The following is a 16,193-nucleotide window of genomic DNA, read 5'->3' as shown; positions in this document are numbered from 1 at the left end:
TATTTAGTTATTTTGATATTATACATCTTCAATATCAAAATAACTAAATATCAAAATTCCTACATTTCTACATGGAGGGTTTCGTCCATACTTCATGTATGGGTTCTCCTTTGGAACTTAAGCCACTATGGTCCCAGGAGTTGCCGTCCACTTTGCCTTTAAAGGTAAGAGAGGCGCCTACGCGGGAATTATCACGGGAGAAGAAATCAATTTTTTCTGTGTACACGCCATTCTCGAAGGTGTAGGTACCGCCGCCGGTACCAAAAAATTCGCCGGTATCGGTATTAATAGCTACCCACTGGAAACGGGTACCGGTAAGGATTTTAACGGTTTTGCGGGCGCCGGGGCTGATGGTGTTCATTTTCCCGTCCTGTTCGCGGCCGGTGATTTGCCAGCTGCCGGCCAGCGGACCGTCGCCATTGTCCACGCGGGTCCATTCCACACGCTGCCCACCGCTTTGGGTAGTGAAAAGTTTGCCGTCTGCATAAGAAACAGGCACTGAGCCTTGCCAGCCTATCTGATTACGCTCTTCTGTATTGAATTCAATTTTTACGGCCACATCGCTGCTGCCATCGGATTTCCAGGTGCCGCCCATGGTGTCAATAAAACTGGTGTCTTTGTAGCTGGTGATGGAAAAATAATTCGGCGTGATCAGCAGGATGCTGCTCACGCCTCCATGAGCCGATTTCCAGGCGCCCCGGATGTTATCCTGCGCTTTCCCGATGGTCGCAAAGGCACACAGGAAAGATAAAAGAAGGCATAATGTTCTCATATAAGCTGTTTTATAGTGAAAAATATAAGCATCTTATGAGGCGCCATCCATCCTTACTTTGCAGCCTTGTTCTGCGCTGTAATATTTTTCAGCGCGTCTTCTTCCATGCCTGTGTGCGCCAGTATCCCTGTAATGAAGGCTGTTTTACCTTCCACATAACTATCAATATCGTGGGGATATTTTACCGCCAGTTCCTGTTTGAGCGTGCCATACTGCCGGGCCGTGTCGGGATGCTGCCGCAGATAATCGCGCAGCTGTAGATGGTTTTTCAAACTGACACACCCTTCTATACAAACATACAAATTATGCGCCGGCCATGAAGTACCGTTGCCATCCAGCGGGGTGGTGTCCGTATTTCTGCCGAAAGCCTCTCTTCCCGGGATGCCCAGATCACCTCTCCAGGTGTATCCCAGCTGGTCCAGCACGGCCACTACCGGTGATAAACCTGCCGGCTCCTTTATGAGAATATCAATATCGATGATCGGCTTTGCTGCCAGTCCGGGCACCGAAGTGCTGCCTACATGTTCTACGCCGGTGATCAGTTGCCCCAGCTGTGCCCGGTAAATGCCGGCCAGTTGTTCAAAAGTATGGGCCCATTCAGTGGTATAAGGCACTACCGTGATCGTTCTGTTTTCCATGGCTGTCGGGTTTGGTCCGGGATAAAGATCCTGAATTTTCCGGTTAGGCTGGTTGCTAAAATCCGAAGAAAATAGCTCTGCTGGTATACACACCATGATCAAACTGTAACAACACTTCGTAACTACCTGCGCCGTCACTATTGGTGGCAGTGATATAGAGCCGGTCGTTTTTACGATCGTAATACACTGCCGTCAGCTCAGGGTTGGGCTGATAGAGATCACGTATAGCCTTGTCCGGTACCACCACGGCGCGGTTGCCGATTTGTATCGTAAAAGTGTTGTATTCCTGGGTAGGCAAGCCGCCATCACAGCCGTAAAATTGTTTGCCGTCTATCTTTTCCACAATGGAATAACCATCGTCGGTTTTACTGCGACCAATCTGATGTGCCTTTTCCACAAAGGACCTGGTCGTAAACATGACTGTCACGGAGTCCTGCTGAAACACCGCATTCGTCTCGTCCTGTTGTCTTATTTTGATTTTATCAAAAACATCTTCCAACATTTTCACCCGGGAACCATGGACAAACCCGCCCATTATTTCACCATTCCGGCGATAATTAATATCACACCATTCTCCTTCCCGCTCCCACATATACACAACTTCTCCATCCAATACCTTGTCTGTAATTTTTTTGGAGATGGCTGCGCCCTGTCTTACATTGGTATAACCATTTTTATCCCGTACGATGCCAAACTGGGCCTGCGCCTGCATTCCCGCTAACAATAACACTAACGCGCCGATATACTTCATCTTACTGTATTAACGAAAGGTGGAAATTCAACAGGAAGCACGCCCAACGCTACTGCCAGCTGATTGATTTTTTCAGGCGTAAGCAGGCTTTTCTGCAAATCTTCCACTTTCAGATTATGATTACTGCTTTTAAACAAATACGTTTTGAACGGATAGCTGTTTGCCATTTGATTGAAAGCTTCCCGGCCTTTTTCCAGCAACTGTGCAGTAAGAGCATCCAGTTGTTCCTTCAGCACCGGAAACAACGCTTCCAGCCGGCCGAGGCCATGGTGCAGCGCATCAAGGTATTTCCTGGCTGCCGGGTCTTCTATGTAAGCCAGTTTATCCAGCTGCCGGCGGATAGCCGTGAGCTCCATACCTGCCCAGTCTTTGGCCTGCAACACCGGCACCTGCCATTCCTTTTGTGCCACCCGCCAGTAGTCCACCTCACATTTCACCTGATGTATGATGAAACCGGGCAATTCTATCGCCGTAAGATAACCACCATGACAACAACCGGTATCAATACCGTAAGTATTGTCAGACATTTTGATTTGATCGCCTACCACATGATGACCGTAGATCACCGGTTTTTCACCAGTGTAATGGTCCGACCAGCAGGTTCCATCGGGATATCTTTTTTCCAGGTATTTTTCTCCGGCGGTGGCGCCACAAAGCACGTCTTCCCGTTGCTCCGGCAGCGGCACACCGTTTTCCAATGCCGCGTGGACGATGATAGCCTCCGGGGTTTCGTAATAGTATGGCAGTTGCGCCGCCCACTCGAGAAACGCCGGATACTCCTCCCCCAGCTGCAGTTTCACAATATCCTGCGCATAGTTGAGCACGCCATTCAGGTGTTTACGTTCATGGTTACCCATCAACACAACAGCGCGGGGCCTGTTCCTGAAATAGTGATATACTTCTTTTGACTGGTTACCACGGTCTACAATATCGCCCAGGGAGATTAACATATCATCGTCTGTGAGGCCAATTTTCCGGGTCAACATCATCAATTCATCGAAGCAACCGTGGATATCTCCGATGATAAAATGACGGGCTGTTTTCATACTGTCAGGGATATACGACGCAAGATACAGTTATTCCTCCAACAACGTCGATTTTTCGAACAGGGTCAGTTGCATGCCTGCCGGGTCTTGCAGTCGGGACACCCGGCTCCAGGGCGCTGCCACCACCGGACTGATGACTTCCGCCCCGGCGGCCGACAGTGTAGCCGTAGCCGTTTCAATCTCCTTGCCCACATTAAGCGCGATGCGTACAGGCCCGGCCACCCGGCGGCCTACCTCAAGGGCATCGATGGTGGCGGCATGTTTGGCGTCAATGAGCTCCAATGATGCTCTGCCGGCTTCCAGGATAACACCGCTACCGGTTTCTTCGTCCCATGATTTGGAAACAGGCAGGCCTACCGTATCCCGGTAAAACCGGATGATTTCTTCCAGATTATCCACTGTCAATACAAGCCGTAATTCTTTTACTTTCATATGATGATCATTTTGATAATCAAATGTAGCACAGGAGAAAAGGGCATAAATGGTATAAATAAAGGTTCTTCCGGTATACTGGCAGGTTCGGGTATGAAAATACCGGATTATTTGTTGTATTATGGCGGTCAATAACCACGTTTTAAGGGAATGGAAAACGAACAATGAAGCCACAGACCGCCATCAACCCGGTCATGTAAAGTTTCTGTTAAGACTAATGCACGGTAGGAAAATATGCCAGTGGAGATACTACTTTTATTTTTTGTTTTTTCTTTAAAGGCGCATCGCAGTTCATGATCTCAGGAAAAGATTTAAAGAAAGAATGGGGGGAATTTGCAACACAGGAAAGCCAGGAAGCTTTCTACAGCATCTACATGCACTATTACCATTACCTCTCTTATCTGGGCCTGAAAAAAGGGTTTGACAGCGAACTGGTAAAAGACATCATCAATGATGTTTTCCTGAAATTATGGGAAGGCCGGCATAAACTACAGCAGGTAGCACATTTCCATAACTATATCGTGACCATCTTCCTGCGGGCACTGTTCCGGCAGGACAGTCCGGCTATAGACGCCACCGTGATGACAGCCGAAGTCCCCGACTGGCTGCTGTCTGACTCCGCAGAAGAGCAGCTGATAGCCCGGGAACAAAGCGCGCAACTGTACCAAACCATCAACCGGCAGCTGGAGAACCTCCCGTCGCGGCAACGGCAGATGATCTACCAGAAATTTTTCCTGAACCTCTCCTATGCCGAAATAGCCACTGCCAACGGCGTGTCTGTCAATACCGTCTACAACACCATCTACAAAACACTCGACAAGCTGAAAGCCAGTATCAACAAGGAGTTGATCACCGTGTTGATCTACCTGCTTTTTTTCTCTCACATTTTATTTTCCCACTGAGTAGTGAAAATGATTTTTTTCCTGCTCTATTGATTAAACAGCGGATGACATATGTCTGAAAATGACTTCTCTTACCTCGTTCACGACGAGCAGTTCATCAACTACTGCCTGCAGCGCAATGCCGCTGACGTACAGTATTGGGAGGAGCGGCTCCGTCAGGACCCGGTGCTGGCCAGGGAAGCCGCAGCGCTCCAACCGCTGGTCATAGCATTGGCCACCGCCTCGCAGCAGCAGGAAGCCCGACAACAATGGCAACTGCTACAACAGCAGCTGGGCGCCGCCACAGCACCCGCTCCGCAGAAGAAAAACAGGATATGGTACCGGATACCCGCCGCAGCAGCCGTACTGGCATTGCTGTTATGGGGTATTTATGCGGTCACACGGCCAACCGCCCCATTGTCCGAGCCAACTGCTGTAAACACCACTCCGCAGGACATTCCGGCCGGTGGTGATAAAGCGACGCTCACGCTGGCCAATGGCTCGCGTATTGTGCTCGATGACACGGCCGAAGGAACTGTGGCCAGCCAGGGCGGCATCAGCATCCATAAAACCAGCAACGGCCAATTGGTATATACTATTACCGGCAACCACCAGTTGACAGACACCGGCTACAACACCATCCAAACACCCAAAGGCGGGCAGTATCAGGTAAACCTGCCCGATGGCAGCAAGGTATGGCTGAACGCAGCCACCTCCCTGACATTCCCCGCAGCCTTCGGCGCCGACGGACGCACCGTCCACCTTAACGGGGAAGCCTATTTCGAAGTAGCCGCCACGCCCCATGCCCAACCCTTTACCGTAAAGGTAAATGACCTGACCATCGACGTGCTGGGCACGCAGTTCAATATCATGGCCTATGCTGATGAAAAAAACAGCCGCACCACGCTGCTGACAGGCGCTGTACGCGTTACCAAAGGCGATGCCGGTAAAGTGCTGCAGCCCGGCCAACAGGCCATCGCCGGCAACGGCATACAGGTGCGGGATGCGGACACCGAGGCAGCGGTGGCCTGGAAAAACGGAATGACCGTTTTCTCCGATGCCGATATACACAGCATCATGCGGCAGATAGCCCGTTGGTATGATGTGGAGATCGTCTATCAGGGAGAGATACCACCACGGCAATTCACGGGTAAAATACCCCGCCACGCCAATGTCTCCAAAGTGCTGAAGATTCTTGAACTAAGCAATATTCATTTTACGATAGACGGAAGAAAGATCATTGTAACACCTTAACAAACCTGACATGAAATAACACAACGACATCCATACTTTCATGCCGTTCAAAAAAAATCCGGTAGTGCTGGTAACACTACCGGTGGGAGCTGTTTTCTCAAAACTGCCCTGTTGAGCGCATGTTAACAATCCGCAATAGACGATTAAACACTTCACTCAAACTTTTCAAAAGTATGAAATTTTCTACGCTTTATGTTCCTCCAAAAGAACAATGGAAGAAGCATTTCAAAATCCTGCTGCTCATGAAACTGACGGTATTTTTACTCCTCGTGGCCTGCCTGCAGCTAAGCGCTGCCAGCTATGCCCAGCAACTCACGTTGTCTGAGCAGAACATGCCACTGGAGCGTATTTTCAAAAAGATCGAACAACAGAGCCACTATCTTTTCTGGTTCGAAAATGCCAGCCTCCACCGTACGAAACCGGTCACCATACAGATGAAAGAAGCCTCCCTGCAACAGGTGCTCGACGCCTGTTTCAGAGATCAGCCCCTTGCCTACAGCATCGTGGACAATGTGATTGTGGTCACCGCCAAACAACCGGCCCCTTTCAATCCCCTGGCCCTCCTTCAGGTAAAAGGGAAAGTCACCGATGAAAAAGGTACCGGTCTCCCTGGCGCCATTGTCAGAATCAAAGGCACGACAGCGGTAACTACCACCAATGGCAACGGAGAATTTCTCTTTAAGGAAGCCGGCAACAATGCCGTGCTGGTGGTGTCCTATGTGGGTTTTGTTACACAGGAGGTACCCTACAACGGTGAAGACGGCTTTACGGTGGTCTTAAAAGAAAAACCCACCGGTCTGGACGAAGTAGTGGTGGTAGGCTATGGACAGGTCGCTAAAAAAGACCTGACCGGATCTGTAGCCACGATCAAAGGAGAAACTTTTGAGAACGTGCCTATCCTCACCCTCGACCAGATGCTGCAGGGTAAAGCGCCCGGTATGCAGGTCACCTCCATCAGTGGCCAGCCTGGCGACGGCACCAGTATCCGCATCCGTGGCGGCAACTCCCTCAGCGCGTCCAACGAACCGCTGTATGTCATAGACGGTATCATTGCCGCCGGTGATGAATTTAACCTGAACCTGCTCAATCCGGAAGATATCGCTTCCATTGATGTATTGAAAGACGCTTCTTCCACCGCCATCTATGGCGCCCGTGGCTCTAACGGTGTTATCCTCATCACCACCAAAAAAGGAAAGACCGGAAGAGATCGTATATCCGTTAACGTTAACTCCGGCTACCAGGAGCTGCCGAAGTTTATTGACATGATGAGCGGACCGGAATACGCCCAGATGGTCAACGACCAGCTGGCCTCACAAGGCAAAGTACCCTTCTATCCGGATGTGAACAATGTGCCTAATACCAACTGGCAGAAAGAAATTACCCGTGCCGCCAGACAGAACAGCATCACGGCACAGGCTTCCGGCGCCGACGCCAAATCGAGTTATATGATCTCCGGCAACTACGCCGATCAGGAAGGTATCATCCTTAACTCCGGTTTCAAACGCTACCAGTTCCGGTTGAACTATTCCAGAAACATATCCTCCAAAGTACAGGTAAGCACCACCCTGAACGCAGGCAGCGGTCTTACCAACAACAACCCCGTTTCCCTCGGCGGCCTCGACTACTACTCTTCCGCACTGGGCGTAGCGCCTACCATGCCGGTATATAAAGACGATGGTACTTTCGCCCTGAAAAGGGAATACAGCTCCGGTAACCTCAACCATCCGCTGGCACAGGCTACATATATCAGTAACCCTATCCGCAGAAACAACCTGCTGGGCAATGTGACCATCAACTATAAACCGATCAAAAACCTGACCTTCAAAACATCCTTTGGCACCGAGCTGAACTTCACCAAAAACAACTCCTACTCTTCCGGTCAGTTACCAGTAGCTAAAAACGGTAATGGTGGCGGCGTAGCCAGCGTGGCCACCACACAGGACATGATGTACCTGCTGGAAAACACCGTGTCCTACAACCAGACGTTCCGGAAACATCACCGCATCGATGCGGTAGCCGGTATGACATTCCAGACCGCCAATACAGAATACGTGCGCGCACAAGGCTCCAAATATCCTACGGACGGTATGGAATACAATAACCTCAATGGCACCGATCAGAGTACGTTTAACATCAACTCCTCTTATTCGCAGTTTGCCATCGTATCTTATCTGGGTCGTGTTAACTACGGTTACAAAGACCGTTACCTGCTAACGCTTACCGGCCGGGTAGATGGTTCTTCCCGTTTTGCCGTTAACAACAAATACGCTTTCTTCCCCGCCGTGGCACTGGCATGGCGCGCCATCGAAGAACCGTTCATTAAAAACCTGCATGTGTTCTCCAACCTGAAACTGCGTGCCTCTTATGGCAAAGTAGGCAGCCAGGCGATTGCGCCTTATGGCTCACTGCCCACCCTCACCGGTTCCCGCTACATACTGGGCAACAATAACAATACCCTCGGTTATGTACAGGGCAATTACGGCAATGCCGATCTCCGCTGGGAAACTACCGGCCAGTACGATATAGGCCTCGAAGCCGGTTTCTTCAACAACCGCCTCACCATAGAAGCTGACTTCTATACCAAACGCACCAACGACCTGCTCAACAATAAACAGTTGCCGGAACAAACAGGCTATTCCAGCATCCGTACCAATATCGGCGCCATCCGCAACAGCGGCGTGGAACTGATGATCAACACCGTTAACATCGACAGAAAAAATTTCAAATGGAATACTTCGTTTAACATCGCCCATAACAAAAACAAAGTGGTAGACCTGGGCGGGGTAGATTATATTCTCACCCAAAACGTTACCTATGCAGGCAATGTAAGTCGCCTTACGCTCAACGATCCTGTGGGCACTTTCTGGGGCGCTGATTATTACGGTACCCGTAAAACGCTGGATAAAATACCCGGCGCCGTTTCTCCCAATGCCACACCCAGACTGGGCGAAGCGCTGTACGTAGACCGCAACGGCGATGGTAAATTAAGCGTGGATGATTATCACGTGATCGGCGATGCCAATCCCCGCATCTTCGGGGGTATGGCCAACAACTTCACGTACAAACGATTTACGCTCAACTTTTACATCTCCTATTCAGCGGGCAACCAGATCATGAACATCGCCGATGCCTTCTACAATTCCGGCGACCTCCTGTCCAATCAATATAAAACAATGGTCAACCGCTGGTCTCCGCAGAACCCTACCTCCGACATACCGGCCCTCTCAAGGGATTATATTCCGAATACCCGTTGGGTATACGATGGCTCCTTTATTCGTTTGAAATCACTCACGCTGGGTTATAATATCCCCGCCAAAGCTGTGCATGCACGCTGGTTTCAGAATATCAACGTATACCTGTCCGGTTCTAATCTGTTCCTGATCACTTCCTATCCGTACTACGACCCGGAGAGCAATGCCTACGGCAGAAGTTCCACCGTACGTGGTTTTGACGCGACCAACTATCCGCAAAGCAGGACCTATGTGGCCGGTATCAAAATAGATCTTTAATCTCCCCGAAATCAGACAAACAACATGAAAAAGATATATATCCTCTTTAGCGCCTGTGTGTTACTCGCTTCTTCCTGCGGGAAGCAGCTGGTAGAAGACCCGAAAAGCGCGATTGGCACCAATACTTTTTATTCCAACGATGCAGAAGCTATCCTGGGCGTAAACGGCGTATATTCCTGGCTGGGCACTTCCGGCGGCTTCAAGAGCAGCCTGTGGCGCGCCCTCGACGAAGGCACCGATGTTATCCGCGGCCGCATCTGGGCGAACGATCCCGTACCTACGTACCAGCTCACCTCTTTTAATCCCGGCTATACTTCCGCTATCTGGACCACCATGTACCGCGGCATTAGCAACGCTAACCTGGTCATCGATAAAGTGAGTAACTCCGCCGGTGTCAGCAAAGCAGTGAAAGACCGCGTTATCGGCGAAACCAAATTCCTGCGGTCGTTGTACTACTATTATCTCACCAGTCTCTTTGGCGATGTGGTGTACTATGACGAAACCAACTACGCCATCGAAAGTACACAAAGCCTGCCCCGTGTATCCGCTGCCGATATCCGGGAGAAGCTGGTAACCGCGCTGACAGACGCCGAAAGTAAACTGCCCGCCAAATATTCCGGCGCCGATGTAGGTCGCGCCACCAAAGGCGCCGCACAGACATTGCTCACGAAAATTTATCTCTGGCAAAAGAAATGGGACCTCGCCCAGAAAAAAGCACAGGACATCGTAGACAGCAAAACCTATGTACTGCAGGCCAACTATGCCGACATTTTTACCGAGACCAACGAGTTTGGTCCTGAAATTATTTTTGAGGTAGACTTTGAGCCGGTACTGAACGGCCATGACCATTCCGCCTGGTACCAGCCGCAGAAGCAGGTAGGCGTGAGTCCTTTTGTGAGCCGCTCCTGGTATGGCACCTATATTCCATACACCACTTTTGTGAACACCATCGAAGCCAACGACAAGCGCCGTGCATCCATTATCGCCACCAGCTACAACAATCAGCCCTTCCTGGTAGATCCCGTAGAGCAGATCAAAGTATGGAGCGGACCGAAGTTCTGGCGGCTCAACACCCAGCAGGACAACGACGGAGGACTGGACATGTACGTGTTCCGCTATGCCGATGTGCTGTTGATGCTGGCAGAAGCAGCCAATGAAAACGGTGATGCTGACAAAGCCCTCTGGGCCGTCAACGAAGTACGCAAGCGCGCCTTCGGCGCCACCGGCGCATTTACCGCCGTACTGGCGCAACAGGAGATGCGCAACTATCTGTTCAGAGAGCGGGCCGTAGAACTATATGGAGAAGGACAACGCCGCCTGGACCTGGTCCGCTGGGGCAAACTGGTATCTGCCGTGAAAACAGCTGCTGCCACAGAAGACACCTATATCGCCAACAACATGCAGGATTTTCATGTACTGTACCCGATACCAGCCATCGAGATACAGAAAAACCCGAACCTCGCTCCCAACAACGAGGGATACTAAAAAAGCAAGCGGCGCCCGGGAACAGGCGCCGCTGCTGTTTTTACAGCATTTGTTTTCCCCCGCCCCCTTCAAAAAAAAGACACCTGTTAACTAAAATTCCTATTTTGGCTTTGTGAAATGGAGCTCCAGATGCCAAAACCAAATCGTGATTTCCCGGACGACCGAGGGAAAGAGTTATGGGAAAAGATGAAGGCCGGGGGGGATCAGTATGCCTTTGCAAATTTTTATCATCACTATGCCAGCCGCCTTCTCCACTTCGCCAGCACCTTGCTGGGCGTGAGGGAGCAGGCAGAGGAAGTGGTGAATGATGTCATGCTCTGGACCTGGAAAAACAGGCATACCCTGCCGGCAGTGGAAAAAGTAAGCGTATACCTCTATACCGCTACCAGAAATACTGCCTATAACTACCTGAAAAAAAATGCACGCAGCACCACTGATCCGCTGGACGATATCCAGCCGGAACTGTTGCAGTTTTCTCCCTCCCCCGAGCAGTTACACCTTTCCATCGAAGCAGTCAGGAAGATAGAGCAGGCCGTCAACGCCCTGCCCGGCCGTTGTCGCCTGGTCTTCAAACTGATCCGGGAAGATGGTCTGAAATACCGGGAAGTGGCGGAAATACTGGACATCTCTGTAAAAACAGTAGAAGCCCAGATGGCCATCGCCATCAAAAAACTGCACGAGCAGCTGCATGATATGACCGTGCCTAAAAACAGCTAAAAAAAATTTTGACTCCTTTTAGGGGTTTTTGAATAAACAGGTTGCCTTATACACAGAGGCATCTTTTTGACAGAGCTATCAGAACCAAGGATATGTTGCCTGAAAATATTTGGGAATTAGTGGCCCGGATTCAGTCCGGAGAAGCCTCCGAAGCGGAAGAACAGGAGTTACAGGCCCTTTTGGACCAGTACCCTGAGCTGTTGAAAACCATACTCGTTGTCGATGCACTACAGCTTGCCCCCGAGATGAAAGCAACAGCAGATGAGATGCGTATGCACGGCTGGCAACAGCTGCAGCCGCATATAGATGACGCGCCCGCCACCTCCCGCACCGGCATCCGTCGTTTGTTAATCCGCACCGGATGGGCCGCGGCCATCCTGGTAACAGGACTGTTATCCTATAACTGGTGGCTGCACAACACCTGGAAAACGTTGGCCACTACCAGCACGAAAGACAGTCTGCTACTGCCGGACGGCTCCCGCGTATTTCTGAATGCCAATACCACCCTGCGTTATGCACGCAACTATGGTAAAGGCAGCCGGGAACTGATACTGGACAACGGAGAAGCCTATTTCGAAGTAGCAGCGCAGCAAAACAATCCGTTTACGGTACATGCCGCAGCGGTAGACATTAAAGTACTGGGAACAGCCTTTAATGTACACCGCTCCGCCAATGGACAGGTAGACGTGTTCGTTACCAGCGGCAGCGTGAAAGCGGAAAACAAAAGCGGGAAAAGCATGGTGCTGCATGCCGGCGCACAGGCCACCTCGTCGGATAAAACACCGGACATCAAACCAGTGTCAGCACCCACGGCCAATGTGCTGGCCTGGAAAACCAACCGCCTCGTGTTTAACCAGATGCGTCTCAGCGAAGTAGCCGTAGTACTGGCCAACTACTACCAGCTGGACGTGGTGGTGACAGACAGTATCGTATCCAACAAAGTGCTACAGGCCACTTTTAACAATAAACCACTGGATGAAGTATTGGACGTAATCGGAAAAGCATTAAATGTCAACATTACCAAAAAGCATAAAACACTTGAATTCCATCAGTAAAAAACGCAACCAAAACGACAGCCGAAGCAACGCACAGTGAACAAAGTCCTGCTATCCGGCATCAACATCAACAACCATTTAAATTGTCATCCAAGCCATTGCTGATGCACTAACAAGGCATCTGATGGAACCTTATTCACTTAAAAATCAGCTCTAATGAAAAGAGTGCTACTAAGCATGCAACCGCGCCGTCGCGGAGGCAGGAAACTCCTTTGCCTGTTACTGACCGGCTCCCTGCTGGCATGGCATCACCTGGCGTATGCCGGTGCCACGGCCCGGCAGCAGGACCCCGAAAATCCAAGGGTGTCCCTTCATATGACCAGAGCCAGTATGGCAGAAGTGATCTCACAGATCGAAAAACAAACACACCTGTCTTTCGCCTATGACGTCAGCATGCTTCCCCCGCGGGAAATCAACCTGAACATCGATGCCCAACCCCTGAAAGAAGTACTGACCAAACTTTTCCCTGCCGACAGGTTTGAGTACACCGTCAAAGGCGATCAGGTGATCATCTCCGTTCGCAACACCAAAACCACTACCAGCAACGGTAACAGCAGTAGCAATACCGCACAGGAAAAATTTGTCATCACCGGTAATGTCACAGACGGTACCAACGGACTGCCTGGCGTAACGGTACTGGAAAAAGGTACCCACAACGGCACCAGCACCGATGAAAATGGTCGTTTCCGCCTCGCAGTAAGCGATAAAAATGCCGTCCTGCTCATCAGCTTCATCGGCTATGAACCCCGTGAAGTAGCCATCAAAGGCAGCGCTACCGTACATGTACAGCTACAGACTGACCAGAAAAAACTGGATGAAGTAGTGGTAACAGCCCTCGGCATTAAGAAAGAGAAAAAAGCCCTCGGTTATGCAGTACAGGAAGTGAAAGGGGAAACAGCGGTGAAAGCCCGTGAACCGAATGCCGTCAACTCCCTCGCCGGTAAAGTATCTGGCCTGGTCATCACCACGCCTACACGCCTGTTCCAAAATCCGGGCATCTACCTGAGAGGCGTAAAACCACTCATCGTAGTAGATGGCGTGCCCATCAACTCCGATTCCTGGAACCTCAGCGCAGATGATATTGAATCCTACAGTGTGCTCAAAGGCCCTAACGCCGCAGCACTCTATGGTTCTCAGGGACAGAACGGCGCCATCCTCATCACCACTAAAAAAGGCACCACCGATAAAAGAGGCATCTCGGTAGAACTGAACTCCAGCACCCAGTTCCAGATGGGCTTCCTCGCCATCCCTACCAAACAGGAGGAATACGGTCCCGGCTCCAACTTCCAGTATGAATATGTAGATGGCATGGGCGGCGGTACCAACGACGCCGACTACGACATCTGGGGCCCTAAATTTGAAGGACAGCCCATTCCGCAATATAACAGCCCCATAGACCCGCAGACGGGCAAACTAGTGCCTATTCCGTGGCAGCGCCGCGGGCACGACAACCTCCGCAACTTCCTGCGTAAAGGACTGCTGTCATCCAACAACATCGCCATCTCTGCCAATAACGATAAAGGCAATATGCGCATGTCGGTAACGCAGCTGTATCAGAAAGGCGCCGTACCTAACACCAAACTGGGTGGCACCAACGTCAACTTCTCCGGTACGCTGAACGTCAGCAAAAAAATGACGCTGTCTACAGCTATCAACTATGACAAGCAGTATACGCCTAACTATCCCGATGCCACCTATCAGCCGTCCAGCCCCATTTACACGCTGATGCTGTGGAGCGGCGCCGATTATGATATCCGCGATCTCAAAAACTACTGGATGCCCGGTAAAGAAGGCATACAACAGCGTAACTTTGAGTCGTATCAATATACCAACCCATACCTCACCGCATACGAGGCGCTGCATGGTTATTACAAAAATGACCTGTACGGACACATCAAACTGAACTATACCTTCAACGATCACTGGAGCGGTTACTTCCGCACCAATGTGAGCTCATACGACCTCTCCGAAAACAAACGTTATCCGATCTCCGGCTCCTACCGTTCCGGCGATGGTGGCTATTTCATCAAAGGAGGTTATAACGAGTCAGGTGAGACCTACTGGGATAACAACACCGATATGCTGTTGAGCTATAACAACAAAATCGGTAAGTCTTTCGATGTGAAAGCTTCTGCCGGCGGCAACCTCCGCACTGTGAAGTACAGCCGCCTGTATGCCCATACCAACAATGGTTTACTGCTGCCTCAGCTGTGGACCGTAGACAACAGCGTGGACCCGCCAGGTGCCACTTCTGTTAAAAACAGCCGTCAGGTAAAAAGCGCCTATGCCTCTGTGGACTTCTCTTTCCGCGATTATCTCTTTCTGGGAATGACCGGCCGCATGGACCAGTCCAGCACTTTACCGGCTAACAAGAACGCTTATTTCTATCCCTCCGTTTCACTGAGCGCCGTGATGTCAGACATCCTGCACCTGCCTAAAGCTATTTCCTTCTGGAAACTGCGTGCCTCCTATGCCAACGTAGGCGGCGACATGGTGAACGACGATGGTACCGCCAAATACAACCTCTACCCCAGCTACTCCGTAGGTAGCCGCTGGGATGGCAATCCGGCCGAAGTGTTTGGCGATATTCTTTATAATCCCAATATCAAACCAGCGTTCAGCAAATCATATGAAGTAGGTACCGATATCCGCCTGCTCAATAACCGCCTCGGTTTCGACGTATCTGTCTACAAAACACTGGATGGCCCGCAGATATTCTACCCGGCCATCTCCGAAGGCTCCGGCTTTAAGACCCGCCAGATGAACGGGCTGGTCACCATGCGCAAAGGCATCGAAATATCACTAAATGCATCGCCTATACGTTCCGCGAACGGCTTTAACTGGGACGTGCTCGTCAACTGGTCGACCTACCAAAAATATCTCAACAAAGTATACGACACGCTCAATGTATACAACCGCGTGAAAATCGGCGAACGCATGGACCAGATCTTCATGACCGATTTACAGCGTACGCCCGATGGCAAACTGGTATTGGGTTCCAACGGTCAGCCCCGCTCTAATTCCTATGTTTCTATGGTGGGATATGCCAACGATAAATGGGTAGCCAGTATCATCAACACCTTCTCCTATAAAAATCTCTCCCTGAGAATACAGGTTGATGGCCGTTATGGTGGTAAGATCATCAACTACCTCGATCAGAAAATGTGGCAGGGCGGCAACCATCCGCTTTCCGCCAACCAGTACCGCCAGGCCGACTGGGAAAACCGCAACACTGCCGGTTACAAAGGCACCTTTGTTCCCGACGGCATGCAGGTGACCGGTGGCTCCCTGCAGGTAGACGGCGACGGCAACGTGATTTCCGACACCCGCAAGTTTGCTCCCAACACCACACCCGTGCTGTGGCAAACATGGTCTAAAAACTACTATGGCAACGCCATCACCAACCTGTATGATCGTTCTTACCTGAAAATAAGGGAAGTGGTGCTGACCTATAACGTGCCCTCCCCTTTGCTGAAGCGCGCCAAAATAATCAACAGGGCCAGCATTTCCGTGGTAGGACGCAACCTGTACTATCTGGCCCATAAAGGGGTGAGAGACATCGACGTAGACCAATGGATAGACCAGAACGCAGGACTGGAGATGCCTTCCACCCGCAGCGTAGGTTTCAACATTAACCTTGTTTTCTAAAAAAT

At 50.7% G+C, this 16,193-nt stretch carries 12 protein-coding genes; 7 read left to right on the top strand and 5 right to left on the bottom strand.

Annotation, left to right across the window (positions count from 1 at the left end; translation table 11 throughout):
* Nucleotides 1–67: 67 nt before the first annotated feature.
* The 5 genes from ICL55_RS27380 to ICL55_RS27360 are packed head-to-tail and all read right to left on the bottom strand — an operon-like array spanning nucleotide 68 to nucleotide 3,639.
* Nucleotides 68–772 carry a membrane or secreted protein gene (locus ICL55_RS27380; RefSeq protein ID WP_188103611.1) on the bottom strand — a complete coding sequence of 235 codons (705 nt, stop codon included), beginning with the start codon at nucleotides 770–772 and terminating at the stop codon, nucleotides 68–70.
* Nucleotides 773–825: 53 nt separating this feature from the next.
* The gene (locus ICL55_RS27375) at nucleotides 826–1,410 is read right to left on the bottom strand and encodes a GrpB family protein (RefSeq protein ID WP_188103609.1); all 585 of its coding nucleotides are present in this window, start codon (nucleotides 1,408–1,410) and stop codon (nucleotides 826–828) included.
* 55 nt (nucleotides 1,411–1,465) lie between these two features.
* Nucleotides 1,466–2,161, bottom strand: coding sequence for an SH3 domain-containing protein (locus ICL55_RS27370; protein ID WP_188103607.1), 696 nt, complete (start codon nucleotides 2,159–2,161; stop codon nucleotides 1,466–1,468).
* A complete protein-coding gene (locus ICL55_RS27365; protein ID WP_188103605.1) occupies nucleotides 2,158–3,207 on the bottom strand; it encodes a metallophosphoesterase in 1,050 nt (349 codons plus the stop codon). Before ICL55_RS27365 ends, ICL55_RS27370 begins: the two co-directional genes overlap by 4 nt.
* A gap of 30 nt (nucleotides 3,208–3,237) precedes the next feature.
* On the bottom strand, nucleotides 3,238–3,639 hold the full coding sequence (locus ICL55_RS27360; RefSeq protein ID WP_188103603.1) for a VOC family protein: 402 nt from the start codon (nucleotides 3,637–3,639) through the stop codon (nucleotides 3,238–3,240).
* Between the two features lie 293 nt (nucleotides 3,640–3,932).
* On the opposite strand from ICL55_RS27360, the gene ICL55_RS27355 reads away from it, so the two are divergent.
* From ICL55_RS27355 to ICL55_RS27325, 7 genes are all read left to right on the top strand, one after another.
* Complete coding sequence (locus ICL55_RS27355) at nucleotides 3,933–4,541, top strand: RNA polymerase sigma factor (protein WP_188103601.1); 609 nt, start codon at nucleotides 3,933–3,935, stop codon at nucleotides 4,539–4,541.
* 51 nt (nucleotides 4,542–4,592) lie between these two features.
* Complete coding sequence (locus ICL55_RS27350) at nucleotides 4,593–5,774, top strand: FecR family protein (RefSeq protein ID WP_188103599.1); 1,182 nt, start codon at nucleotides 4,593–4,595, stop codon at nucleotides 5,772–5,774.
* A gap of 173 nt (nucleotides 5,775–5,947) precedes the next feature.
* A complete protein-coding gene (locus ICL55_RS27345; RefSeq protein WP_188103597.1) occupies nucleotides 5,948–9,283 on the top strand; it encodes a TonB-dependent receptor in 3,336 nt (1,111 codons plus the stop codon).
* A gap of 24 nt (nucleotides 9,284–9,307) precedes the next feature.
* Nucleotides 9,308–10,768 (top strand): RagB/SusD family nutrient uptake outer membrane protein, encoded by a 1,461-nt coding sequence (locus ICL55_RS27340; protein ID WP_188103595.1) that lies wholly within the window; start codon nucleotides 9,308–9,310, stop codon nucleotides 10,766–10,768.
* A 129-nt stretch (nucleotides 10,769–10,897) separates the two neighbouring features.
* A complete protein-coding gene (locus ICL55_RS27335) occupies nucleotides 10,898–11,485 on the top strand; it encodes an RNA polymerase sigma-70 factor (RefSeq protein ID WP_188103593.1) in 588 nt (195 codons plus the stop codon).
* Between the two features lie 119 nt (nucleotides 11,486–11,604).
* Nucleotides 11,605–12,540, top strand: coding sequence for a FecR domain-containing protein (locus ICL55_RS27330; protein WP_188103590.1), 936 nt, complete (start codon nucleotides 11,605–11,607; stop codon nucleotides 12,538–12,540).
* Between the two features lie 156 nt (nucleotides 12,541–12,696).
* The gene (locus tag ICL55_RS27325) at nucleotides 12,697–16,188 is read left to right on the top strand and encodes a SusC/RagA family TonB-linked outer membrane protein (RefSeq protein ID WP_188103588.1); all 3,492 of its coding nucleotides are present in this window, start codon (nucleotides 12,697–12,699) and stop codon (nucleotides 16,186–16,188) included.
* The last annotated feature ends 5 nt before the right edge of the window (nucleotides 16,189–16,193 follow it).

The organism is Chitinophaga varians (assembly GCF_014529945.1).
Lineage (GTDB): Bacteria > Bacteroidota > Bacteroidia > Chitinophagales > Chitinophagaceae > Chitinophaga > Chitinophaga varians.
The sequence above is the reverse complement of the archived record's forward strand: the minus strand, read 5'-3'. Positions and strand labels throughout refer to the sequence as shown.

Excerpts from the sequence above, each read along its gene's own strand:
- ICL55_RS27370 (WP_188103607.1), bottom strand. The coding sequence starts at position 2,161 with ATGAAGTATATCGGCGCGTTAGTGTTATTGTTAGCGGGAATGCAGGCG.
- ICL55_RS27340 (WP_188103595.1), top strand. The coding sequence starts at position 9,308 with ATGAAAAAGATATATATCCTCTTTAGCGCCTGTGTGTTACTCGCTTCT.
- ICL55_RS27355 (WP_188103601.1), top strand. The coding sequence starts at position 3,933 with ATGATCTCAGGAAAAGATTTAAAGAAAGAATGGGGGGAATTTGCAACA.
- ICL55_RS27325 (WP_188103588.1), top strand. The coding sequence starts at position 12,697 with ATGAAAAGAGTGCTACTAAGCATGCAACCGCGCCGTCGCGGAGGCAGG.
- ICL55_RS27365 (WP_188103605.1), bottom strand. The coding sequence starts at position 3,207 with ATGAAAACAGCCCGTCATTTTATCATCGGAGATATCCACGGTTGCTTC.
- ICL55_RS27335 (WP_188103593.1), top strand. The coding sequence starts at position 10,898 with ATGCCAAAACCAAATCGTGATTTCCCGGACGACCGAGGGAAAGAGTTA.
- ICL55_RS27345 (WP_188103597.1), top strand. The coding sequence starts at position 5,948 with ATGAAATTTTCTACGCTTTATGTTCCTCCAAAAGAACAATGGAAGAAG.
- ICL55_RS27380 (WP_188103611.1), bottom strand. The coding sequence starts at position 772 with ATGAGAACATTATGCCTTCTTTTATCTTTCCTGTGTGCCTTTGCGACC.
- ICL55_RS27360 (WP_188103603.1), bottom strand. The coding sequence starts at position 3,639 with ATGAAAGTAAAAGAATTACGGCTTGTATTGACAGTGGATAATCTGGAA.
- ICL55_RS27375 (WP_188103609.1), bottom strand. The coding sequence starts at position 1,410 with ATGGAAAACAGAACGATCACGGTAGTGCCTTATACCACTGAATGGGCC.
- ICL55_RS27350 (WP_188103599.1), top strand. The coding sequence starts at position 4,593 with ATGTCTGAAAATGACTTCTCTTACCTCGTTCACGACGAGCAGTTCATC.